The organism is Saccharibacillus qingshengii (assembly GCF_013185195.1).
Classification (GTDB): domain Bacteria; phylum Bacillota; class Bacilli; order Paenibacillales; family Paenibacillaceae; genus Saccharibacillus; species Saccharibacillus qingshengii.
Genome location: NZ_JAAZWC010000007.1, coordinates 1 through 24,270, shown reverse-complemented (window position 1 = coordinate 24,270; position 24,270 = coordinate 1). Strand labels below are relative to the sequence as shown.

Below are 24,270 nucleotides of genomic sequence, written 5' to 3'. Positions count from 1 at the left end.
GGCGTTTCCACACCGATTCCCGAACGGATCGGTTCAACGTCCGGCCTTTCGCCGTATTCTGGCGCGAAGCTGCCGGACGATCCATTTTCCAAGGAGTGATTTCATGAGCGAATCCGTATCCAAACGCATCGACACCCGTTCAAGTGCCGCTTTTGAAGAAGCCAAAAAATATATTCCCGGCGGCGTCAACAGTCCGGTCCGGGCATTCAAATCGGTCGGCCTGACACCGGTTTATATCGAGCGCGGAGAAGGCTGCCGGGTCTACGATATCGACGGCAATACCTTTATCGATTACGTCGGTTCCTGGGGACCGCTGATTATGGGGCATGCGCATCCCGAGGTTGTACGCGCGCTGCAGGAAACGGCTGCCAAAGGCACGAGCTTCGGTGCGCCGACGCTGCTCGAAACCGAAATGGCCAAGCTTGTCGCCGAACGGGTCCCGTCGGTCGATATTGTGCGTATGGTCAACTCCGGCACCGAAGCGACGATGAGCGCGATCCGCCTTGCGCGGGGAGTCACCAAGCGGGACAAGATCCTGAAGTTCGAAGGTTCCTATCACGGGCACGGCGACAGCCTGCTGATCAAAGCGGGTTCCGGAGTCGCCACATTGGGACTGCCGGACAGTCCGGGCGTACCGGAATCCGTAGCTTCGAATACGATTACGGTTCCTTACAACGACCTGGATTCGTTCCGGGTGGCTTTTGACAAGTTCGGCGAACAGATCGCCTGCGTCATCGTTGAACCGGTTGCCGGGAATATGGGCGTCGTTCCTCCAAAAGCGGGCTTCCTGGAAGGGCTGCGCGAAGTGACGGAGCGTTACGGCAGCCTGCTGATTTTTGACGAAGTGATGACCGGCTTCCGCGTCGGCTTGAATTCGGCGCAGGGGCGCTTCGGCGTCACGCCCGATCTGACCTGCTTCGGCAAAGTGATCGGCGGCGGCCTGCCGGTCGGCGCTTACGGCGGCAAGCGGGAGATCATGGAACAGATCGCTCCGAGCGGTCCGATCTACCAGGCGGGTACGCTCAGCGGCAATCCGCTGGCGATGGCCGCGGGGTATACGACGCTGAACCTGCTGACGCCGGCCGTTTACGAACGTCTCGAAGAAGCGGGGGCGCGTCTGCAGGCGGGCTTCGAGAACAACGCCCGGGAAGCGGGCATCCCCGTGACGATCAACCGGGTCGGTTCGATGGTCTGCCCGTTCTTTAACGAAGGCCCCGTCGTCGATTACGATACGGCCAAAGCCAGCGATCTGGACCTGTTCCGCCGTTATTTCGCCGCCATGATCGACCGCGGTGTCAGCGTGGCGCCTTCGCAGTTTGAAGGCATGTTCGTATCGGGCGTGCACAGCGACGCCGATATCGATGCCACGATCGACGCGCACCGCAGCGCGCTGCGGTCGCTCTGATGGCGCGTTCCTGGACGCGCCGCGGCGAGTGGGTCGAGACGGCGCTGCCGGCCAAGACTCCCCGGAGCGAAGAAGATGAAGGAAGACGGGAAGCGGAAGACCTGGGCGCGGTAACGGCTGCCGGCCTGGAAATCTCGGCCGCCGCTGCGCTGGGCGTGCCGGAGAAGCTGGCCCGCCGGCTGCTGCACGCGGGCGAAATGCAGGTCCGGGGCGGCCGCGTGCGGCTGCGGCTGCGCCCGGACGAAGACCTTGGCTTCGAGCCCGTCTGGACGGAAGACGGGATCGAAGCGCTGTATGAGGACGACTTCTGCCTCGTCGTCCACAAGCCTGCCGGGATGCCGGTGCATCCCGACGGAGGCGCGCAGCGCCTGACGCTGGCGAACGCCGTCGCCGCGCATTACCAAATGCACGGCGAAGCCTGCGCCGTGCATCATGTGCATCGGCTGGACGAGCATACGTCCGGGCCGGTGCTGTACGCCAAGGGCGAGCTCGCGCGGCAGGCGCTCGACGAGCAGATGCGCGGCAAAGAAATCGGCCGCGTCTACCTGGCGATCGTGCAGGGCAGGGTCGCGCCGTCCCTGCGGGTAATCGACGCGCCGATTGGCCGCGATCGCCATCATAACAGCCGCCGGCGGATTTCTCCCGGCGGACAGGACGCGCTTACTCGCGTCGAAGGCGTAGAGACGCTGGCCGGCGGCCGCGCCAGCCTGGTCCGGCTCGTGCTGGAGACCGGCCGGACGCATCAGATTCGGGTGCATATGGCCCATGCCGGCCATCCGCTGATCGGCGACACGCTGTATGGCGGCCCCGCCGACCGGCTGAACCGTCAGGCTCTGCACGGGGAAAAGTTGGGGTTCAGACATCCTTTTGGCGGTGAACAGATCGAAATTTCCGCTCCGCTGCCGGGCGATATGGAAGATCTGCTCGATCGTCTGTCATGACGTGACAGCTTTCGCGAAGAATCATTGACGAGCGGGGAAGCTCACGGTATGATAAAGGATATTCATGAACTTTTAAATCAAAGACGGGGAACGGGAAGAGTAGGCAGCAGACCCTTCAGAGAGCGGAATCCATCAGGCTGGAAGATTCCGCAGGACCGAAGCTGGCCGAAGTCGCCCGGGAGTCGTTTTTCTGAACCTTTTGTCCTTCGATTGCTTGATTGCCAAAAGCTAGGAAAGACCGGTTTACGGCCGTTATCCGTACGAGTGCCGCAGCCAACATGCCAAACAAGCATGCCTGCTTCTCGGAGAGATCCGGGAAGATCACCTTTTCCTTTTGGGAAACGGTTAGGTGTCTTATTACGGTAACCGATTTTTCTTCGAAAAACGGTGGGCTGCGGAACAAAGGTGGTACCGCGAAAGCAAGTCCTTTCGTCCTTTGCGACGAAGGGCTTTTTTTATTGTTTTTTAATCGTTTTTCAGACAAAATCCAATGAACGAATAACGGGAGGGCTGTCCGATGTCGGATATTCAAAGTAACGAAAACCAAACGTCGCTGCCGACGACTTACGATCCGAAGTCCGCGGAGCAAAAATGGTACACGTATTGGATGGAGAATGACTTCTTCAAAGCGGGCCGCGTGCCGGAAGCGAAGCCGTATACGATCGTTATTCCGCCGCCGAACGTAACGGGCGTGCTGCATATCGGCCACGCGCTGGACTTTACTTTGCAGGATATCCTGGTTCGCACCAAGCGGATGCAGGGATACGATGCGCTCTGGCTGCCGGGCTCCGACCATGCCGGTATCGCCACGCAGGCCAAAGTCGAACAGAAACTGCGCGAACAGGGCGTAACCCGCCACGATCTGGGCCGCGAGAAATTCCTGGAGCAGACGTGGGAATGGAAAGAGACCTATGCCGCCAACATCAAAGCCCAATGGGCGAAGATCGGTCTGTCGCTCGACTATTCGCGCGAACGCTTCACGCTCGACGAAGGATTGTCCGAAGCGGTCAAGGAAGTATTCGTCAAGCTGTATGACAAAGGCCTGATCTACCGCGGCAAACGCATTATCAACTGGGACCCGGCCGCACGTACCGCGCTGTCGGATATCGAAGTGGAATACAAGGAAACGCAGGGCCATCTGTATCACCTGGCATATCCGCTCAAAGATGGCAGTGGGTCGATCACGGTCGCCACGACACGTCCGGAGACGATGCTGGGCGATACGGCCGTGGCCGTTCACCCGGAAGACGAGCGGTACCAGGGCATGATCGGGAAGACGCTTGTTCTGCCGATCATCGGCCGCGAGATTCCGGTCATCGCCGATGAGTATGTCGAGAAAGACTTCGGCAGCGGCGCGGTCAAGATTACGCCGGCGCACGATCCGAACGATTTTGAAGTGGGCCAGCGCCACGACCTGCCGCAGATCATCGTCATGGACGAAGGCGGCATTATGAATGGCGAAGCCGGTCCGTACGAAGGAATGGACCGCGCGGACTGCCGCAAGAAAATCGTCGCCGACCTCAAGGAACAGGGCGTCCTGATCAAGATCGAAGACCATCTGCATCAGGTGGGACACAGCGAGCGTACCGACGCCGTTGTCGAGCCTTATTTGTCCACGCAGTGGTTTGTCAAAATGCAGCCGCTCGCGGAACCGGTCGTAAACGCACAGAAATCCGGCGAAGGCGTGAAGTTCGTACCGGACCGCTTCGAGCGGACCTATCTGCACTGGATGGAAAACGTACGCGATTGGTGTATCTCCCGTCAGCTGTGGTGGGGTCACCGGATTCCGGCCTGGTATTCGCAGGAAACGGGCGAGATGGTCGTAGCCAAGACCGAAGAAGAAGCGCGCGAGAAACTCGGCCGCGACGATCTGGTGCAGGATAACGATGTCCTCGATACCTGGTTCAGCTCGGCGCTCTGGCCGTTCTCGACGATGGGTTGGCCGGACGAAGACAGCGCGGACTTCAAGCGCTACTATCCGGTGGATGTCCTCGTTACGGGTTACGACATCATTCCGTTCTGGGTATCGCGCATGATTTTCCAAGGCTATGAATTTACCGGCAAAATGCCGTTCAAAGATACGCTCATCCACGGTTTGGTGCGCGACAGCGAAGGACGCAAAATGTCCAAATCGCTCGGCAACGGCGTCGATCCGCTCGAAGTGATCGAGAAATACGGCGCGGACGCCATGCGCTTCATGCTGTCCACCGGCATCACGCCGGGACAGGATCTGCGCTTCCGCTGGGAACGCGTCGAACAGATCCGCAATTTCGCGAACAAGATCTGGAACGCTTCGCGGTTCGCGCTGATGAATCTCGAAGGCTTCACCTACGACCAGATCGATATCACCGGCGACCTGACGACGGCCGACCGCTGGATCCTGCACCGGATGAACGAGACGTCCCGCGATATTACGCGTCTGATCGATTCGTACGAATTCGGGGAAACCGGGCGCCTGCTGTATAACTTTATCTGGGACGATCTGTGCGATTGGTACATCGAATTCGCCAAGCTGTCGCTGTACGGCGAAGACGAAGCGGCAAAGAAGAAAACGCAGTCCGTGCTCGCTTACGTGCTCGACCGCACGATGCGCATGATCCACCCGTTCATGCCGTTTATCTCCGAAGAAATCTGGCAGCATCTGCCGCACGAAGGCGAGACCATTACGCTGGCCCAGTGGCCGAATTACGACGAGTCGTTCGAGAATCCGGCGTCCGCGCGCGAAATGGAACTGCTGATGGAAGTCATCCGTTCGGTCCGCAACATCCGCGCCGAAGTGAACGTGCCGATGAGCAAAAAGATCGAGCTGAACATCAAAGCCACTTCGCCGGAGATGCTGGATATCCTGAGCGCCAACGAAGGGTATATCCGCCGCTTCTGCAACACGTCCGAATATGCCAGCGGGCTGGATCTGCAGGCGCCGGACAAAGCGATGACGTCGGTGATCACGGGAGCCGAGCTGTATCTGCCGCTTGCGGGCCTGATCGATATCGCCCAAGAGATTGTCCGGCTTGAAAAAGAAGTCAAAACGCTGACGTCCGAAGTGGAGCGCGTCGACAAGAAGCTCTCGAATCCGGGCTTCACGTCGAAAGCTCCGGTGCATGTCATCGAAGAAGAACGCGCCAAGCAGGCCGATTATTCCGACAAGCGCGACAAGGTACTGGCCCGTATTGCCGAATTGAAAGGGTAAGGTGGGTCAGCCATGGACAACAACGACCGGGGCGCTTCGGCGTCCCTGACTTCCTACGCGGAAGCGGTAGACTGGATCAATGGGCTTATCCCGTTCGGGATCCGTCCGGGTCTTGAACGGATCGAAGCGCTGATGGAACATTTCGGGCATCCGCACCGGCGCCTGAAGTTCGTTCATGTCGCCGGTACGAACGGCAAAGGATCGACCTGCGCTTTTCTGACCCGTGCGTTGATTGCCAACGGTTATGATGTCGGCACGTTCACATCGCCGTATATCACGAAGTTCACGAACCGTTTTCAATATAACGGCGCGGATATTCCGGACGACGTGCTGCTTAAGCTGTCGAATAAGCTGCGTCCCGTCGTGGAAAACCTGGCGGAGACCGAACTCGGTTCGCCGACCATGTTCGAAGTCTCGACGGCGCTTGCGATTTTGTATTACGCCGAAGTGTGTTTCCCGGATGTCGTTATTTGGGAGACGGGGCTCGGCGGCCGCATGGATGTGACGAACCTGGTCAATCCGGTTCTCTCGATCATTACGAATGTGGGCCACGACCATATGGATATTCTTGGCGACACCTTGGAGAAGATTGCGACGGAGAAAGCGGGTATTATCAAGCCCGGCGTCCCCGTCGTTACAAGCGTCAGCCAGCCTGAAGCGCTGGAAGTCATCAAACGGACGGCCCATGAACGCCGAAGCAGCTGTTACGTGGCGGGCGAGCAGTTCTCCTACGAACAAACGCAGAGCGGTGAAAACGGGCAAAGCCTGCATTTCAAAGGACCGTTCCGGGAGTTCGATCTGTCCCTTTCCCTGCGGGGAGAATATCAGTTGGAGAATGCGGCGGGCGCTTTCATGGCGCTCGAAATGCTCCGCCAATACATGGCGTTCCAATTGGACGACGAGAAAACGGCGGCCGGATTCAAAGAGACATTCTGGGCCGGACGTATGGAGCTGGTTCGCAAGGAGCCTCGGATTCTGATGGACGGCGCGCACAACCCCGAAGGGGCGGCGGCGCTGGCACAAAGTCTGCAGAGCGGCTGGACCTACGGCCGATTGGTGCTGATGATGGGGATGCTGTCCACCAAAAGCCACGAGGACTATTTCAAATCAATCCTGCCTTTGGTCGACGAATTGATCTTGACCGAACCGGATTTTCGCAAAAAAATGAAGGCTTCGGCGCTGGCCGAGATTGCGGAGGGACTGCGGGCGGATTACGCCAAGCCGGACCTTCGCATCGTCGTTCAGCCCGAATGGAAAACGGCTTTAACACAGTTCGAAGCTTCAATCGGACCGGAAGACCTCGGGGTTGTGTCCGGAACGCTGTATTTGATCTCCGACGTGCGTGCGCAGCTGCTGCACCAGGCCGATTCTGAGAAAGGTTGGTGAAACGTATTATGAAAAAGACAGAACACATCCATTTCATCGGCATCGGCGGTTACGGTATGAGCGCGATCGCCCGGGTACTGCTGGAAATGGGATACAAGATTACGGGATCCGATGTGGCGGAACAAAGCCTCACCAAAAAACTGGTTGATGGAGGCGCCGAAATCCATTACGGCCACCAAGCCGAATATGTACAGGGCGCCGATACGGTCGTTTATTCGACCGCACTGCCGGAAGACAATGTGGAACGGGTCGAAGCGCAGCGTCTCGGTATTCCGACCCTGCATCGTTCCCAGATGCTGGCCCGCCTGCTCAACGAACGCAAAGGCATCGCGGTGGCGGGAGCCCATGGCAAAACGACGACATCGTCGATGACCGCGCTTGCGATGGAAGAATGCGGAACCGATCCGACTTACATCATCGGCGGCGAGATTGTAGGTTTCGGCACCAATGCCAAAGCCGGCAAAAGCGAATACGTCGTGGCGGAAGCCGACGAAAGCGACGGTACATTCCTGCAGTATCATCCGTACATCAGCATCGTGACCAATATCGAAGCCGACCATCTGGAGAATTACGAAGGCAGCTTCGAGAAAATCAAGGAAGCCTACGTCCAGTTTCTGAACCAGACGCGCGAAGAAGGCTGCGCGATTGTCTGCGGAGATGACGAGAACCTGCGCGAATTGATGCCGCAGCTCAGCTGCAAACTCGTCACGTACGGGATGGGCGAAGATGCCGATTACCGGATCTCGGAAATCGAGCTGGGCGATCGCCGTTCTTCGTTTACGGTGAGCACCGAAGGCCGGGAACTTGGCCGGGTGAACCTGTTCGTACCGGGCAAGTATAACGTCTACAATGCGACAGCCGCGCTGATCGCCTGCATCAAGTCGGGTATTCCTTTCGAGGAAGCGGCGGAAGGGCTGTCCAAATTCAACGGCGCCAAGCGGCGTTTCCAGGTGCTGGCCGATACGGCCGGTGCCCTGGTCGTAGACGATTACGCGCATCATCCGACCGAGATTGAAGCGACGCTGCGCGCCGCCAAATCTACAGGCAAACGGATTGTTGCCGTGTTCCAGCCGCAGCGGTATACACGGACCTTTTTCCTGCTCGACGCGTTCAGCCGTGCTTTTGCCGACGCGGACGAAGCGATTATCGTCGATATCTACTCCCCGGCCGGCGAAGAGCCGATCGAAGGCGTGCATTCTTCTTCGCTGACCGAGTTGATCCGCCAGAACAGCAACCCGAATGCCCGTTATCTGGCGACGAAGGAAGAAGTGCTGGAAGATCTGACCGGCCGTATCGGAGACGGGGACCTCGTGATTACGATGGGAGCCGGCGATATCTGGAAAGTCTCGCACGCGTTCGCGGAAGACTGGAATCGCAAGAACGCCTGACTTTCAAAAAGGCCGGGTGTCCATAGACAAGCCTGACGGCCGCAGCCGTTCCGGGATCGCCTCAGGCGTTTTCGGAACGGCTGTTTTGTTTCCCGCCGCGCTGCTTAAGCGATTTAAGTTTGTATTGCCGCCCGATAGCACGTATAATAATGTTTGTTCTGAACCCTTAAGGGCGCCGAACAGATCAACGGAGCTGCGCTTCGGCTGTGCCGAAGGCTTGCCGCAGCTGTATTCCGGTTGTGGAGCGGACCGCCAACGGTTCGTCGCGCGGACGTCCAAGCCGTCCCGGAAGTACCGGTTGAACGCGAAGCGGAGTGCTGCGGCAGCGTACCGGCCGGCTCAAAGGAGCTTTTTTCATTTTGACCAATCACTCGTACAACAGACACGCCCGTCAAATTATACTGGCTTCCGCTTCTCCGCGGAGACGGGAGCTGCTGGCTTCACTTGGAGCAGACTTTATTGTCGAGCCCAGTGAAGCTTCAGAGGAGGTTCCGGCAGATTGGACGCCGGAGCGGATCGTCGAAGAACTGGCACTGCGCAAAGCCCAATCGGTACTGGACAGGTGTCCCGGCGAAGGGGTAGTGGTCGGCAGCGATACGATCGTCGTACTGGGCGGCTCGGTGCTTGGCAAACCGGAGGATGAACAGGACGCGATTCGGATGCTCGGCATGCTGCAGGGACGCGAACATCTCGTTTATACGGGTGTCGCCTGTCTGCATCAGGCAAGCGGACGAAGGGATGTTCGTCACCGCTTTACGCGCGTGCGCATGAAAGACTTAACCGAACAGCGAATAGAAGATTATGTGAAAAGCGGAGAGCCGATGGACAAGGCGGGCGCTTATGCGATACAGGGTCTTGGAGCGCTGCTCGTCGAATCGATCGAAGGCGATTATTTTACGGTAGTGGGTCTTCCCCTGTCTCTGCTGGGCGAAATGCTCGAAGGCTTCGGGATCGATCTGCTGTCGTCCAATCCATAAGGTTCCGTATTTTCGGCTGCCCTGCGGTAGACATACATAATTGGAACGCCGCTTGAACCACGCATGGGACCCGGTTTCGGAAACCTGCGAAAAGAGGAACGTCATGGATTCGCAAGCTGTCCATCTGCTGCGCGATCTGCCGGGCGAAGAACGGCCGAGAGAGCGTATGCTTCAGTACGGCGCGGGAGCGCTGAGCCATTCCGAACTGCTGGCCATTTTGATTCGGACCGGGAGACAGGGAGAATCGGCGGTGCATCTGGCCCAGCGTGTGCTGAACGAAGCGGGCACGCTCAAAGGCCTAGCTGATTTGAACCTGTCCGAATTGATGCAGATCAAGGGAGTCGGACCTGCGAAAGCAGTGCAGATCAAGGCCGGAATCGAGCTTGGTCTTCGTTTGTCGCGCAGAAGTTCCGCCGATAAAGTCGTCGTGCGCAGTCCGCATGACGCTTATGAAGCGGTAGCCGACGAACTTCGCGATTTGCGCAAAGAACATTTCGTCTGTCTGTTTTTGAATACGAAAAATCATGTGATCGGCACCGAAACGCTGTCGGTCGGAAGTTTGAATGCTTCGATCGTGCATCCGCGGGAAGTCTTTCGTGCGGCGATCAAGTGCAGCAGCGCTTCGATCGTGTGCGCGCACAATCATCCGAGCGGCGACCCCGCTCCGAGTCCGGAAGATATTTCCCTGACCCGGAGGCTGGTGGAAGCGGGACGCATTGTCGGGATCGATGTGCTGGACCATATCGTGGTCGGAGACGGAACCTATGTAAGTTTGAAAGAGCAGGGTTTGATGTGAGCATTCCGTCCCTATACGGACGGGTTTTATTTATGCGCCTGAAACAGAAGCGGCTTCCGCGAAATCGGCTGTCCGCCAATGAAATACGTTTGAAAATACATCCGAATATGAACGAGAGAGGGAGTTTAAGAGAATGATGGGCAATAAAGATCTGGGTATCGATTTGGGAACGGCAAACACGCTGGTATATGTACGAGGAAAAGGAATTGTGGTCAGAGAACCTTCCGTGGTGGCCATCCGCACCGACACCAAAACGATTGAAGCGGTCGGCGAAGACGCGAAGAAAATGATCGGCCGTACTCCCGGCAATATCCGCGCCATCCGTCCGATGAAAGACGGCGTAATCGCCGACTTCGATACGACGGCGACGATGATCAAATACTTCATCAACCAAGCTCAGAAGAAACGTTCGTTCTTCCAGCGCCATCCGAACGTTATGGTCTGCGTGCCTTCCGGTATTACGGCTGTCGAACAGCGTGCGGTCGAAGATGCGACCAAACAGGCGGGAGCGCGTGAAGCTTACACGATCGAAGAACCTTTTGCAGCGGCAATCGGAGCGGATCTTCCGGTCTGGGAACCGACAGGCAGCATGGTCGTCGATATCGGCGGAGGCACAACGGAAGTGGCTGTAATCTCGCTCGGCGGGATCGTAACGGCACGTTCGGTGCGCGTAGCCGGCGACGAAATGGACGAGTCCATTATTCAATACGTGAAGCGGCAGTATAATCTGATGATCGGCGAACGCACATCGGAAATGCTCAAAATGGAAATCGGTTCCGCTATTCAACTGGAAACGCCGGAAACGATCGAAATCCGCGGACGCGATCTGGTCAGCGGCCTGCCGAAGACTATCTCGATCACCTCGCACGAAATCACCGAGGCTTTGGCCGATACGGTGAGCGCAATCGTCGAAGCGGTCAAAGTCACGCTGGAGAAATGTCCGCCGGAACTTGCGGCCGACATTATGGACCGCGGTATCGTCCTGACAGGCGGCGGTGCCCTGCTGCGCAACCTGGACAAGCTGCTGGCCGGCGAGACCGGAATGCCGGTCATCGTGGCCGAGAATCCGCTGGACTGCGTCGCGATCGGCACGGGCCGCGCACTCGACAATATTCACCTGTTCAAATCCCGCGGAACGAGCAACTCGCGCTCCAAGCGCGGCTAACCCGGAGGCGAACCATGCTTACGGACAATTCATGGATGTTAGAAGGTGTTCGAACTGTTTAGAATGCTTGGAAGTCGGAAATTGTTTGTCCTGCTGATCGTGCTGGTGCTGTTTATCGCCCTGATGGGCGTAACGCTCGGCGATCGGATCGGTTTGACCTGGCCGGAGAAATTCGTCAAGGACACGGTTGGCTATACGCAGAAACTTGTCAACAAACCGGCGTCGGCGCTGTCCGGATTCTTCGAAGATATTTCGGAACTGGGCGGCGTTTACGAAGAGAATGAGAGATTGAGAATTAAGGTAGCCGAGCTTGATCGGGCACTGATCGATTATGACAATTTAAAGACAGTTAACGAAAGTTTGAAGAAAGATCTTAAATTTACCGAAAAGCAGAAATTGAACTCGAGCAAGCATTACCGGTTTGCCCAAGTCATCTCGGTAAACGAAGATGTCAACAATCCAACCGTCAATATTGATGTCGGAGCCAAAGACGGCGTCGCTGTGGGCATGGCGGTAACGAGCATCGAAGGTATGGTCGGCATTATCAGCACTACGACCGATTACACGTCGACTATTCAGCTAATTACTTCCCTAAGCTTAACGTCGCCCGACAGCTACGCCATTTCAGCCACCGCAACCGGCAAGCCCGGAACATTCGGCATTGTCGAAAGTTACGATGTCAAAGAAAAACGTCTGGTCATGACCGGTATCAAAAACGACGATCCGAAGAAGGTCATTGACGTTAACGATGTCATCGTGACTTCGGGCAGCGGCGGCGTATTCCCGGCCGGGATCGTGCTGGGTAAAGTCAGAGCGATCGAATCGAGCGAGTTTGGTTTGACGAAGACGGCCAAAATCCTCCCTACAGCAAGCTTTGTAGAATGGAAAGACCTGTTCGTCGTTGTTCCGGGACCGGAGCCTGCGGAGGGAGACGATACGCCATGACCTGGCGCAAGCAGATTCTCGCCTTGCTGTTATTCGTTCTGTTTCTGATCGAAGGCAGCGTCCTCCCCTGGTTCATGCCGCAGTCCTGGATTCCGCATCTTATGCCGAATCTGGTGTTCGTCTGTATCTTGTTTGTGACCGTATACCGTCACCGCTATGCGGCGATGGCTCTCGGTGTCGTCTTCGGGATGCTGCACGATGTCGTGTATTACGGAGCCATGCTGGGACCTTATGCGTTTACGATGGGCTTTACCGCCTATTTGCTCGGCTTGGTTTTTTCTCTTCCAAAAGCTCCACTGCCGGTAATGCTCAGCGTAGTCATGCTCGGCAGCTTCATTTTGGACAGCATGCTGTTCGGTATTTATACGGTATTTGATTTCAACGAGCAGACGTACGATTGGGCGCTTATCCAGTACATTATTCCCGATCTGCTGTTCCGACTGGTATTTGCGCTGATCGTCTATGTGCCGATCCGCCGGCAGTTCGACAAGATGCCGCTGCGGGTCAAAAAAGAAGACAACAAATAGGCGCGGCGGCAACTTTTATACGATTCGTGCAGGAGAAAGGGACCTTCGTCTCGAAAAGATTCAGTCGAAGGGGGAGCGGGGGAGATGTCCATCAAACGCAGTCTCATTACAATCAAGGGAATCAAGGACGGCCTCGTATTCCGTCTGGACGAACAGTGCGATTTCGATGAACTGTTGGCTGAACTGCAGGACATGCTGGAGAACAGCCATCAGGCGATCTTGAGCGGCCCGCTCGTCGCGATCGATGTACAGTTCGGCAGACGCCAGCTTGCGGACGAACAAAAGCTGCAAATTTTGGATATACTGCGAACCAAACGCAATCTGCTTGTCCGTTCGATTGAAGGTTTCAAGTCGGTCGAAGTCCGCGAGACGGCGGCGCTTCGTACACCCGTAACGACCATCAGCGGCATGGTTCGTTCCGGGCAGGTGCTCACACACGACGGCAATCTGCTGTTTCTGGGCGATGTCAATCCGGGTGGATCGATCGTCTGTACCGGAGATATCTATATTCTCGGAGCACTGCGCGGAATGGCTCATGCCGGTTCGGAAGGCAGCGAACATGCGATTGTCGGCGCTTCCTACCTTGCGCCGACACAGCTGCGGATTGCGGAAGTGATCAGCCGTCCGCCCGACAGCGGCGAAGAGGAGAGTTCCCATCCGCACGAGACGCAGATGGAATTCGCCTATCTCCTGGACGGGCAGATGCAGATCGACAAGATGGCGAATATTGCCCGGCTGCGCCGGGATCTGAATGTGTTCAAAGGAGTGTAGAGAATGGGAGAGGCTATAGTCGTCACTTCGGGAAAAGGCGGCGTCGGCAAAACGACGACCACGGCCAATATCGGAACGGCGCTGGCGCTGCTTGGCAAAAAGGTTTGTCTGGTCGATACGGATATCGGCCTGCGCAACCTGGATGTCGTGATGGGGCTGGAGAACCGGATCATTTACGATATTTGCGACGTGGCCGACGGCCGATGCCGTTTGCACCAAGCGCTGGTTAAGGATAAACGCTTCGAAGAGCTTTACATGCTTCCGGCCGCGCAGACCAAGGACAAAAACGCCGTGTCGCCGGAGCAGATCCGCGATATCATTCTCGAATTGAAGAACGAATTTCAATACGTACTGATCGACTGCCCGGCCGGCATCGAGCAGGGTTTCAAGAATGCCATTGCGGGCGCCGATCAGGCGATCGTGGTCACCACGCCGGAGAATGCGGCTGTGCGCGACGCCGACCGGGTTATCGGTCTGCTGGAAAGTTCGCATATCGGTTCGCCCAAACTCATCGTTAACCGGATTCGGCCGAATATGGTCAGAGCCGGCGAGATGCTGGATGTGGATGAAGTGCTGCAGGTACTCAATATCGATCTGCTTGGGATTGTGCCGGATGACGAGATGGTCATCAAGGCGGCCAATACCGGCGAGCCGACCGTCATGAATCCCGATTCCAAAGCTTCGATCGCTTACCGGAATATCGCCCGCCGTATACAGGGAGACACCGTCCCCCTGATGCAGCTTGACGAGAAGAAGGGGCGTTTCAATTTGTTCAAGAAAATTTTTGGTGTCGGCAGATAATGAACCGGCTTAACCAACAAGACCTTCCGCTTTCAAGCGGAGGGTCTTTTTTACATCTGAGGGGCAAAGGCGAAACTTTTCGACGAGGAAGCGCGTCTAGTGCTGTAGAGGCGGACGCAATACGCGTACTGCGCCGATTACCGGCGGCATGCCGGGCAAGAGGTGAAGCATGAAACAATTGGTTGTGCATAACGAAGCGGAGTGGACCGAGACGGCACTGCTGGAAGACGGACGGCTGATCGAATTTGCGGCGGAACGCGTGCGGGAATACGGCATGGCCGGCAGTTTTTACAAAGGACGCATCGTCAATGTGCTGCCCGGCATGCAGGCCGCTTTTGTGGATATCGGGTTGAAAAAGAACGCTTTTCTATATATCGACGATATGCTGCCCGCGCATCTGGACAAACAGTCCGATACCAAGCCTTCGATCGAACAAATTGCCCGCAAAGGCCAGCAGGTGCTGGTGCAGATCACGAAAGAGCCGCTTGGAGGCAAAGGCGCACGGGTCACTATGCATTATTCGCTGCCGGGACGGTATATCGTCTATATGCCGGAAGCGGATTACGTGGCCGTTTCCAGGAAGATCGAACCCGAGCCGGAACGCGTTCGATTGAAGTCGCTTGGCGAGTATTTGCGCCGTTCCGGCGAAGGCATGATCCTGCGTACGGCGGCGGGAGACGGAAACGACGACAGGCTGGGCGAGGAACTGAAAAGACTGCGGAGTCAGTGGGACTCCATCCGCAGCTTGGCCGAGTCGGCCGAAGCGCCGCATGAGCTGTTCCGGGATCTGGATCTTGCGCAGCGGATGATCCGCGATGTATTTAATCCGAACGCGGACGAATTGATCTTGGACGATGCCGAGGCCCGCGAACGCGCAGGTCTCTATATGCAGCGGATGATGCCGGGCGTGCAGCCGCGGGTGCGGCTGCATCGCGATCCGACGCCGTTATTCGAGACTTATCCGGTCGAGCGTCAGCTGCACCGGGACTTCGGCCGCAAGATCTGGCTGCCGGGTGGCGGTACGCTTATCTGGGATCAGACCGAAGCGCTTACGGTGGTGGATGTCAACACGGGGAAATTTACGGGAGCGGACGGCAGCTTGGAGACGACGGTAACCGATACGAATTTGGAAGCGGCCGAAGAAATTGCGCGCCTGCTGCGCCTGCGGGATGTCGGCGGCATCGTGATCGTCGATTTTATCGATATGCAGGAAGAGAGCAACCGTCAGCGCGTACTTGGCCGGCTCGAAGAAAAGCTGTCGAAAGACCGGACCCAGTCCCATATCGTCGGCTGGACCAAGCTGGGGCTGCTGGAAATGACGCGCAAAAAGGTACGGGAAAGCGGGGCCGGGCTGTTTTATGAACCCTGTTCGACTTGCGAAGGAACGGGGCGAATTATGATTCGCTGATAATCGTTGACTTCGATCGTAAAGCATGCTAAGATACGTTGGTATGTGTGCCGGTGTATTTCACATTGCACAACATGCTGTAACCGCACAGGCCGGGTCAAAGCGATCTTCGCTTTGCGAAAGATCCACCCGAACCAGGCGAGTCTGAGACATGAGGAGGTGCAAGAAGATGTACGCAATTATCGAAACAGGCGGTAAGCAGTACAAAGTCCAAGAGGGCGACGTATTGTTCATCGAGAAGCTTGAAGCCGTAGACGGCGAAAGCGTGACGTTTGACCGTGTTCTGGCCGTTTCCCAAGAAAACGGACTGACAATCGGCGCACCGATTGTATCGGGAGCAACCGTAACGGCAAAAGTCGAGAAGCACGGTAAAGGCCAAAAGGTTGTTGTATACAAGTACAAGCCTAAAAAGAACTACCACAAGAAACAAGGCCATCGTCAACCGTATACTAAAGTAACGATCGAAAAAATCCAAGCATAATTGAGGTTGATAACTTGGTTATCGTCCAAATTGTAAGATCGCCGGACGGGAAAATTACTGGTTTTAAAGTCGAAGGTCATGCGGGTTACGCCAATCGCGGCGAAGACATCGTCTGCTCCGCCATTTCGGCCATTACGGTCGGTACGGTGAATGCAGTCGAAGTCCTTACCGGAGCGGTGATGAAGACACGGATGAAGAACGGTTTTCTCAGCGGAACCCTTCCGCCGTTCAAATCGGACGAACCCAAGGCCCAAGCCGAGTTGATTCTCGAATCGATGGTGGTCATGCTGGAAACAATCGTGACTTCTTACAGTGAATATATTCGGATCGATAAGGTTACAAAATAAGCAAAGAAGGAGGTAGACCATCATGTTGAAATTGGATCTCCAGTTATTCGCTTCCAAAAAAGGTGTAGGTTCGACGAAAAACGGACGGGACAGCCACTCGAAGCGCCTCGGCGCTAAACGTGCGGACGGTCAAGCCGTACGCGGCGGCGGAATCATCTTCCGTCAGCGCGGAACGAAGATTCACCCAGGAACGAACGTAGGTATTGGCAAAGACGACACTTTGTTTGCTCTGATCGACGGCGTTGTGAAATTCGAACGTCTCGGCCGCGACCGCAAAAAAGTCAGCGTCTACCCGGTGCAAGTTGCTGAAGTAGCAGCTTCCGTAGAGGCCTAAGACCTAACCGGTAATCAAGAAGCCTTCGGTATTCGTACCGAAGGTCTTTTTTTGTTCAAAGGTAGAAGAGGCGCAGGTTTGAGGTGAACGGAACGAAGATCCGGTACCTTGGATTTTTTTTCGGATTCTGGGTATACTCAAACTGAGCCGTTTCCGCCGAAATCGCTGGGCCCAAAGTCATTTTTACTACGATCAGAAACGGAGAGAGCCGATGAGAAGGTGGAGAGACTTATCCGTATTGATGCCGCTGTCTGCTGTAATTCCTTGGATTCTGGCTTGGGTTTTTCCGGGAACGTTCACCTTTGTCCTGCTTGGGCTTTGGCTCGCTGCTGTATTTTTCCTGCTGCCTAGACAGGAGAAACGCCGCAGGGAAAACGAGCTTCACCGTTTAAGACAATCGCTGCAGAACTTTTTCCTGAATGTTTTGAGTCATCAGCGGCATGATTGGATGAATGATCTTCAACTGATTTTTGGCTATTCCCGGATGGGTAAAACCGACCGGATCGAAGAGATTATTACGCGGGTCAGCGGAGAAATGCATAAAGAAAGCCGGATTGCAAAGCTGGGTCTGCCCGAGTTTGTTTTCTATTTGATGACCGTCAAGGGAGAGAATCGGGAAGTGGCCCTGCATGTCAAAGCGGACGAAGAACTGTGTTATGCCGGAAGTCTGACGCCGGAAGAGGAAGAAGGATTGATTCGCGCCGTGCGCGCGGGGTTGTCGGCTTACCGTTATTCGGGGCTGGCAGCCAAAGCTTCGGAACCGGCGCTGCGGATCGTGTTCGGCGAAGAGAGCGGGGAAGCGACTTTGTTCATCGAACCGGAAAATGATCCGCAGGCTGTGCCCGTACTGCATCGTGCGGTTCAGGAGGCACTCGAGTCCTACTCGCTGCTGACGGTATCTGCCGAAGGTGGCACACTGATCCGTTGGAAGCTTCCTGTTCAAACTTAAAAGAGGTGACATTCATGTTTGTAGATAAAGCGAAGATTTATGTAAAAGCCGGCGACGGCGGAGACGGTGTCGTGGCGTTCCGGCGTGAGAAATATGTGCCGAACGGCGGACCTGCCGGCGGCGACGGGGGTAGAGGCGGAGACGTTATCTTCCGCGTTGACGAAGGTCTGCGTACCCTTATGGACTTCCGGTACCAGCGCCATTTCAAAGCCAAGCGCGGAGAAAAAGGACGCAACAAGAATCAGTACGGAGCGAACGCCGAACATTTGGTTGTCCGGATTCCTCCCGGTACTCTGATTATCGATGACGATACCCAGGAAGTTCTGGCGGATATGACCCGTAACGGTCAGGAAATCGTCGTCGCTCGCGGAGGACGCGGAGGGCGCGGCAATGTTAAATTGGCCACGCAGAACAATACGGCTCCGGAACTTGCGGAGAACGGTGAAGAAGGCAAAGAGCGCTATATCGTGCTTGAGCTTAAAGTCATGGCCGATGTCGGTCTGGTCGGATTCCCGAGCGTGGGCAAATCGACCCTGCTGTCCGTCGTATCGGCAGCAACGCCGAAGATCGGCGCTTACCACTTTACAACTATTACGCCAAACCTCGGGGTCGTCGAGATCGACGAAGGCCGGAGTTTCGTGATGGCCGATCTGCCGGGTCTGATCGAAGGCGCTCACGAAGGCGTAGGCCTGGGGCACGAGTTCCTGCGCCATGTCGAGCGGACCCGCGTCATTATCCACGTCGTGGATATGTCCGGTTCCGAAGGACGGGATCCGTTTGACGACTGGCTGAAGATTAACGAAGAAATCAAGCTGTACAATGCGGAACTCGTGAAGCGTCCGCAGATTGTCGCAGCCAACAAAATGGATATGCCGGATTCGGAAGAAAACCTGCGCATCTTCAAAGAAAAAGTGGCGGAAATCAATCCGGATCTTGAGATCATGTCGATCTCTTCGCTGACCCGTAAAGGCGTGAAGGAATTGATGTATCGCGCAGTCGATGTCCTGGATTCGATTTCGGATGTTCCGGCTATTGAAGAAGCCACCGATCAGACCGAACGCAAAGTCTACCGGGCCGAAGAGGCCAAAGAAGAAGGCTTCACGGTTCGACGCGAGAACGAAATGTTCGTCGTGGAAAGTGTCCAAATCGAGCGTATGATGAAGCGGATGCAGTTGACTACGCACGATGCGATTCTTAAATTGGCACGTACCCTGCGCCACATGGGCGTGGACGAAGAGCTGCGCAAGCGCGGTGCAAAGGACGGCACGATCGTTCGGATCGCGGACTTCGAGTTCGAGTTCGTTGAGGGCAGCAGTTACTATTGAGCAGGCGAGCGGTTTGCGCTTGTCGCTCCGGGTTGTTTTCCGCTGCGGACTCTAATCCAGTCCGGCAGTAAGGGGAAAGCCAAAAGTCGCTCCAATCGCAAACCGCTCGCCGGGGTGGGGAGAGGGAAGAAGTTCCCTCGCCTTCCTATACGGCTCGGGGAGAGATTCGGGCGGCTTTTTTTGTCCACAGCTGTTAGGGTGGGGGAGCGTAAGGGGATCACAGGCGCGGCCCAACTCGGCCGCTATGCGATGAAAACCTCGGAAGATCGCAGGCGTGGCCCAACTAACTCGGCCGCTGTGCGATGAAAACCTGAAGATCGCAGGCGCAGCCCAATATGGCTGCTGTGCGATCGGGATGTATCAAAAACAAACAAAAAATAAAGCGGAAGCCTTCTCCCTCCCGGAGAACTGGCTTCCGCTTTTTTATTGAAAAAGGCTGATGTTTTTCTGCAAGGATAACGTGCCGTGTAACTTTTTTGCTGTAAAGGGTTGACGCTGAGTTGGTTTCTTCGATATAATGTCCGCTATATGAAAACATCAGTCTTTAAGGAGAGGACGTTATATGAAAGAGCGTTATTATTTGGCTAGAGAAGACATTTTGCCCGAAGCGATTTTGAAAACCCTGCATGTCAAAGAGCTGCTTGCAGGAGGCCAGGCGAAGACGGTTAACGAAGCGGTAGCGATCGCAGGCATCAGCCGAAGCGCTTTTTACAAATACAAAGACGGGATTCATCAGGTCAATCAGCTGGATCGGGAAAGACTGGTAACCTTGTCTCTGCTGCTGGAACACCGGGCGGGCGTATTGTTCAAAGTATTGGGATTGATTGCGGAAAGCGGAGGGAACGTACTGACCATCAATCAGAGCATTCCCCTGCAGGGAACGGCAAATGTGGTATTATCGGTAGAAACGTCCCGGCTCCACGATGAACTGAGCGGACTGACGGCATCGCTGGAATCGTTGGCGGGCGTCAGCCGGGTCGTCGTGATCGGGCAGGGATAAGCCGGCAGGCAATCGTTTGGAAATCGGAACAGGCAGCAGATACGGCGAAACAGGAACCGAATCAGAAACTGCACAGGGACGGGGAGGAAAATGTACGTGAGTAACAAACCGATAAAGGTAGGACTGCTCGGTCTCGGCACGGTAGGCACAGGTGTCGTCCGGATCGTGGATATGCATCAGGAAGACTTGAGCGGACAAGTGGGCTCGCCGATCATCATCGAAAAGATTTCGGTCAAGGACCGGGAAAAGGTGCGCAACATTCCAATCGATCCGTCCAAATTGACCGACGATCCTTGGGAAGTCATCCACGACCCGGAGATCGACGTGATTGTGGAAGTGATGGGCGGCGTCGAGCAGACCCGTACCTATATTCTCGAAGCGTTGGCCCGCGGGAAACATATCGTAACGGCGAATAAGGATTTGATGGCGCTGTACGGCACGGAGATTCTGGCCAAAGCGCAGGAAATGAAATGTGATGTCTTTTATGAAGCAAGTGTAGCCGGCGGGATTCCGATTATCCGTACCCTGATCGAAGGATTCTCGTCGGATCGGATCACGAAGATTATGGGCATTGTGAACGGAACGACCAATTACATGCTGACCAAAATGAGCAAAGAAGGCGTATCGTACGAGGATGTGCTGACTGAAGCGCAGCAGCTCGGCTATGCGGAGTCCGATCCGACATCCGATGTCGAAGGACTCGACGCGGCCCGCAAGATGACGATTCTTGGAACACTCGGTTTCCGTACGAACGTGGAATTGGCCGATGTGAGCGTCAAAGGCATCACGGGCGTCAGTCAATCGGACATCGCTTATGCCAAAAATCTCGGTTACGTCATCAAGCTGCTCGGCATTGCCGACCGCGAAGACGATGCGATCTCGATCAGCGTCCAGCCGACCATGGTCAAAGCCTCGCATCCGATCGCATCCGTCAACGGTGTTTTCAACGCGGTTTATGTGCATGGAGAAGCGGTAGGGGAAACGATGTTCTACGGAGCGGGCGCAGGCGAGATGCCGACTGCCACTTCGGTTGTCGCCGACCTGGTGTCCGTGATCAAAAATCTGCGGCTGGGCGTCAACGGACTGAAGCATATTGCGCCGCACAAACCGAAAAGGCTCAAGAATGATACGGAAATCTCGTTCAAAAACTTCATTTTGCTCCATGTAGACGATAAAGCGGGAGTTTTGGCACGGATTACGCAGATTTTCACCGAGTACGAGGTTAGTCTGGCGTCCGTGGTGCAGCAGCCCAATGAGCTTAACCCGAATGCGGAAATCGTCATCGTCACGCATAAGGCGAGCAAGGAAAGTATCGATAAAGTGTTGAGACGCTTTGAAGAACTTGAAGTGGTTCGCAGAGTGGTCAGCGTCTATCGGGTAGAAGGATAACACGCGGTCGTCGGAAGGAGCGGAAAGATGAAGAATGCAAGCGCCGGGTCGGTACGTGTAAGAGTGCCGGCCAGTACGGCTAACCTGGGACCCGGTTTCGATACGCTCGGAATGTCGCTGTCCCTGTATATTTGGATCGAAATGAGCCGGGCGGAGCAAACAAGCGTCCGCTTTGAAGGAGAAGGATTCGAAGGGATTCCGACCGACAAAGAAAACCTGATTTACAAAGTCGCCCGTCTCGTGTTTGAAGCGGCGGGAGAAGAAGTGCCGGAGCTTGCGATCGCAATGCGTTCGGATATTCCGCTGACGCGCGGTTTGGGCAGCAGCGCTTCCGCAATTATTGCGGGAATGGTAGCGGCGAATGCCCTCGTGGAGTCTCCTCTTTCCAAAAGCCGTCTGTTTGACCTGGCTACGGGACTGGAGCGTCATCCGGATAATGTCGGTGCTTCACTGTTCGGCGGTATTATTGCGGCGGCGTGGGATGGCGAGCACGCGGATTATGTCCGGATCGAGCCGCCGCGGAACCTTCGGGTGCTGGCGCTTATTCCGGAATTCGAATTGGCCACTTCGGCGGCGCGCGCGGTACTTCCCGATCACTTGAGCCTGCAGGATGCCGTTTATAACATCAGCCGCTCTTCGCTGCTTACCGCCGCTTTGGCATCGGGAAGACTCGACTTGCTGGAATTCGCCATGCGCGACCGGATCCACCAGCCTTACCGGGCCGCTTTGGTTCCCGGAATGGAAAAGATATTGGCCGAAGCTTCACTGAACGGCGCACTCGGAGCGGCTTTGAGCGGAGCGGGACCCACTTTGCTCGCGCTCGTCGACCGTGAGAGTACACGTCAAAGCGAACTTGAATCCTTTATGAAGAATGTCATGCGGGAAAACGGCATCGAGGCGCGTACCCTGTGGCTTGAACCCGATCTGGAAGGTGCCGTTTGCGAAAGCGGAATTTCTTCGGAATCCTTTTTGCCTAGGGTCAAAGGAGATCTTTCATCATGAAACGTATTGCTCTTCTTCCTGCCGGTTCGGTCTCTCACGAAGCGGTCGATTATTTGCTGGCAAATGAACCGGTTCAACTTCTTCATTACAAAGTCATTTCCGATGTGTTTATGGCCGTGGTGAACGGTGAAGCCGATTACGCGGTGATTCCGGTCGAAAATACAATCGAGGGTTCCGTCAGTCTGCACATGGATTGGCTCGTTAACGAAGTCGATATTCCGATGCGGGCCGAATGGGTATACCCGTCGATCCAGAATCTGGTGGGACGGCGGGAAGAATTTACGGATGCAGACGGGGAACTCGATTTTTCGAAAATACGCAAAGTACTTTCCCACCCTGTCGCCATTGCGCAGTGCCGGGCATTCATCTCCGAGTATCTGCCTCATGCCGAATTGGAGAATGCCAGCAGTACCGCGGAAGGAGCAGCCCAGGCAGCGGCTCATCCGGGCAGCGGCTGGGCGGCTTTTTCTACCCGGCTCGGTGCGGAACGTTACGGTCTGGATCTTTTGGCGCAGCGGGTAACCGATCACAATAATAACTATACCCGCTTCGTGCTGATCGGCCCGGCACCGCTGCATTTGTCCAAGGAAAGTGAACATGAAAAAACAAGCGTGCAGGTCATTTTGCCGGAAGATTACGCGGGCGCCCTGCATCAAGTGCTGTCGGCTTTTGCCTGGAGAAGGCTGAACCTGTCGCGTATCGAATCCCGTCCAACCAAAAAGAAGCTTGGCAATTATTACTTCTATATCGATGTGCTGGTGGCGGGAGATTCGATCCTGTTTCAGGCAGCCGTCGAAGAAATCGAAGCGCTCGGCTGTCAGGTCCGGATTCTCGGCTCGTATTCCTGTTACCCCTACGAGTCGGGAGAGACCGAAGTCTAGAGTGCTTGCAGAAACAAGGAAGTGCATGCAAACGCCAGTATAGGCAGAATACCTTCGTATTGTGAGTATCCAAAATTACACGTGGGGGAAGGAGCGCCAGGCGCTCCTTTTTGTTGTGTTGAAGCAGGGTGGCAAATCTATTCCCTTAAGGCATGAAAGTTGCCCGATGTAAAAAGAATTGGCAATAGGCTTGAAAAGTGAACGGAGCGATGGTATACTAAAAGTCCAGTCGAGTTGAGGCTTGACCGGGCGTTTGAGTTCGGGAAGCACGTCTTACATGAAATTGATAATTCAACTTCGCAAGAAGCTGACAAAAAGATTTCAAAAAAAGACTTGTAAAACGAAAACGAACGTGCTAATATATAAGAGTTGCTGCTGCGAGAGAAACACAAACGGCAGAAACGAGAATTACGAGTTTGTTCCTTGAAAACTGAACAGTAAGTGAGTCGCGATGATGCAGATCATCGTGAGAATAGATGATGCAGATCATCGTGAGAATAAAGGTTCTTGAGCAATCAAGAATCGCCACGTTTTAACGAGCACATGGTGCTTTCTTTTAAACGGTGACTTTGGTCACCACCTTAATGGAGAGTTTGATCCTGGCTCAGGACGAACGCTGGCGGCATGCCTAATACATGCAAGTCGAGCGGAGTGGATGAGAAGCTTGCTTCTCGGATACTTAGCGGCGGACGGGTGAGTAACACGTAGGCAACCTGCCTGACAACCTGGGATAACTTCCGGAAACGGATGCTAATACCGGATACATCGTTTCTTCGCATGAGGAGATGAGGAAAGACGGCGCAAGCTGTCGGTGTCAGATGGGCCTGCGGCGCATTAGCTAGTTGGTGGGGTAACGGCTCAC

Annotated in this window: 22 protein-coding genes, 1 rRNA gene and 1 other annotated feature; all 23 genes read left to right on the top strand. The window is 55.5% G+C overall.

Annotated features, from left to right (window positions below):
- The first annotated feature begins 103 nt into the window (after window positions 1-103).
- Window positions 104-1,405: a glutamate-1-semialdehyde 2,1-aminomutase gene (gene hemL, locus HRQ60_RS07980; RefSeq protein ID WP_172195156.1), complete on the top strand. Its 1,302-nt coding sequence runs from the start codon at window positions 104-106 to the stop codon at window positions 1,403-1,405.
- Window positions 1,405-2,346: an RluA family pseudouridine synthase gene (locus HRQ60_RS07975; protein ID WP_172195154.1), complete on the top strand. Its 942-nt coding sequence runs from the start codon at window positions 1,405-1,407 to the stop codon at window positions 2,344-2,346. The genes hemL and HRQ60_RS07975 overlap by 1 nt, the downstream gene beginning before the upstream one ends.
- A gap of 517 nt (window positions 2,347-2,863) precedes the next feature.
- On the top strand, window positions 2,864-5,536 hold the full coding sequence (locus HRQ60_RS07970) for a valine--tRNA ligase (RefSeq protein ID WP_172195152.1): 2,673 nt from the start codon (window positions 2,864-2,866) through the stop codon (window positions 5,534-5,536).
- Window positions 5,537-5,548: 12 nt separating this feature from the next.
- Window positions 5,549-6,922 (top strand): bifunctional folylpolyglutamate synthase/dihydrofolate synthase, encoded by a 1,374-nt coding sequence (locus HRQ60_RS07965; protein ID WP_172195150.1) that lies wholly within the window; start codon window positions 5,549-5,551, stop codon window positions 6,920-6,922.
- Between the two features lie 8 nt (window positions 6,923-6,930).
- Window positions 6,931-8,310: a UDP-N-acetylmuramate--L-alanine ligase gene (gene murC / locus HRQ60_RS07960; protein WP_172195149.1), complete on the top strand. Its 1,380-nt coding sequence runs from the start codon at window positions 6,931-6,933 to the stop codon at window positions 8,308-8,310.
- Window positions 8,311-8,669: 359 nt separating this feature from the next.
- Window positions 8,670-9,287 (top strand): Maf family protein, encoded by a 618-nt coding sequence (locus tag HRQ60_RS07955; protein WP_172195147.1) that lies wholly within the window; start codon window positions 8,670-8,672, stop codon window positions 9,285-9,287.
- 103 nt (window positions 9,288-9,390) lie between these two features.
- The gene (gene radC / locus HRQ60_RS07950) at window positions 9,391-10,083 is read left to right on the top strand and encodes a RadC family protein (RefSeq protein WP_172195145.1); all 693 of its coding nucleotides are present in this window, start codon (window positions 9,391-9,393) and stop codon (window positions 10,081-10,083) included.
- A 133-nt stretch (window positions 10,084-10,216) separates the two neighbouring features.
- Window positions 10,217-11,248 (top strand): rod shape-determining protein, encoded by a 1,032-nt coding sequence (locus HRQ60_RS07945; protein WP_172195143.1) that lies wholly within the window; start codon window positions 10,217-10,219, stop codon window positions 11,246-11,248.
- 45 nt (window positions 11,249-11,293) lie between these two features.
- Window positions 11,294-12,193 (top strand): rod shape-determining protein MreC, encoded by a 900-nt coding sequence (mreC, locus tag HRQ60_RS07940; protein ID WP_172195141.1) that lies wholly within the window; start codon window positions 11,294-11,296, stop codon window positions 12,191-12,193.
- Window positions 12,190-12,720: a rod shape-determining protein MreD gene (gene mreD / locus HRQ60_RS07935; RefSeq protein WP_172195139.1), complete on the top strand. Its 531-nt coding sequence runs from the start codon at window positions 12,190-12,192 to the stop codon at window positions 12,718-12,720. The genes mreC and mreD overlap by 4 nt, the downstream gene beginning before the upstream one ends.
- 84 nt (window positions 12,721-12,804) lie before the next feature.
- The gene (locus tag HRQ60_RS07930; protein ID WP_172195137.1) at window positions 12,805-13,491 is read left to right on the top strand and encodes a septum site-determining protein MinC; all 687 of its coding nucleotides are present in this window, start codon (window positions 12,805-12,807) and stop codon (window positions 13,489-13,491) included.
- A 3-nt stretch (window positions 13,492-13,494) separates the two neighbouring features.
- A complete protein-coding gene (minD, locus tag HRQ60_RS07925) occupies window positions 13,495-14,292 on the top strand; it encodes a septum site-determining protein MinD (RefSeq protein WP_172195136.1) in 798 nt (265 codons plus the stop codon).
- A 169-nt stretch (window positions 14,293-14,461) separates the two neighbouring features.
- A complete protein-coding gene (locus HRQ60_RS07920) occupies window positions 14,462-15,700 on the top strand; it encodes an Rne/Rng family ribonuclease (protein ID WP_172195134.1) in 1,239 nt (412 codons plus the stop codon).
- Window positions 15,701-15,771: 71 nt separating this feature from the next.
- Window positions 15,772-15,856: a sequence feature (ribosomal protein L21 leader region), on the top strand.
- Window positions 15,857-15,869: 13 nt separating this feature from the next.
- Complete coding sequence (gene rplU / locus HRQ60_RS07915) at window positions 15,870-16,181, top strand: 50S ribosomal protein L21 (RefSeq protein WP_172195132.1); 312 nt, start codon at window positions 15,870-15,872, stop codon at window positions 16,179-16,181.
- Window positions 16,182-16,195: 14 nt separating this feature from the next.
- Complete coding sequence (locus HRQ60_RS07910; protein ID WP_172195130.1) at window positions 16,196-16,528, top strand: ribosomal-processing cysteine protease Prp; 333 nt, start codon at window positions 16,196-16,198, stop codon at window positions 16,526-16,528.
- Window positions 16,529-16,550: 22 nt separating this feature from the next.
- Window positions 16,551-16,862 carry a 50S ribosomal protein L27 gene (gene rpmA, locus HRQ60_RS07905; RefSeq protein WP_172195128.1) on the top strand — a complete coding sequence of 104 codons (312 nt, stop codon included), beginning with the start codon at window positions 16,551-16,553 and terminating at the stop codon, window positions 16,860-16,862.
- 211 nt (window positions 16,863-17,073) lie between these two features.
- Window positions 17,074-17,811, top strand: coding sequence for a Spo0B domain-containing protein (locus tag HRQ60_RS07900; RefSeq protein ID WP_343044636.1), 738 nt, complete (start codon window positions 17,074-17,076; stop codon window positions 17,809-17,811).
- A gap of 14 nt (window positions 17,812-17,825) precedes the next feature.
- Window positions 17,826-19,136 carry a GTPase ObgE gene (gene obgE / locus HRQ60_RS07895; RefSeq protein ID WP_172195125.1) on the top strand — a complete coding sequence of 437 codons (1,311 nt, stop codon included), beginning with the start codon at window positions 17,826-17,828 and terminating at the stop codon, window positions 19,134-19,136.
- A gap of 562 nt (window positions 19,137-19,698) precedes the next feature.
- Window positions 19,699-20,136 carry an ACT domain-containing protein gene (locus HRQ60_RS07890; protein ID WP_172195123.1) on the top strand — a complete coding sequence of 146 codons (438 nt, stop codon included), beginning with the start codon at window positions 19,699-19,701 and terminating at the stop codon, window positions 20,134-20,136.
- Window positions 20,137-20,232: 96 nt separating this feature from the next.
- Window positions 20,233-21,525 carry a homoserine dehydrogenase gene (locus HRQ60_RS07885; RefSeq protein ID WP_343044635.1) on the top strand — a complete coding sequence of 431 codons (1,293 nt, stop codon included), beginning with the start codon at window positions 20,233-20,235 and terminating at the stop codon, window positions 21,523-21,525.
- 27 nt (window positions 21,526-21,552) lie between these two features.
- A complete protein-coding gene (gene thrB / locus HRQ60_RS07880; RefSeq protein ID WP_172195119.1) occupies window positions 21,553-22,527 on the top strand; it encodes a homoserine kinase in 975 nt (324 codons plus the stop codon).
- On the top strand, window positions 22,524-23,408 hold the full coding sequence (gene pheA / locus HRQ60_RS07875; RefSeq protein WP_172195117.1) for a prephenate dehydratase: 885 nt from the start codon (window positions 22,524-22,526) through the stop codon (window positions 23,406-23,408). The genes thrB and pheA overlap by 4 nt, the downstream gene beginning before the upstream one ends.
- 581 nt (window positions 23,409-23,989) lie before the next feature.
- Window positions 23,990-24,270: ribosomal RNA gene (locus tag HRQ60_RS07870) — 16S ribosomal RNA — on the top strand; the annotation flags it as partial.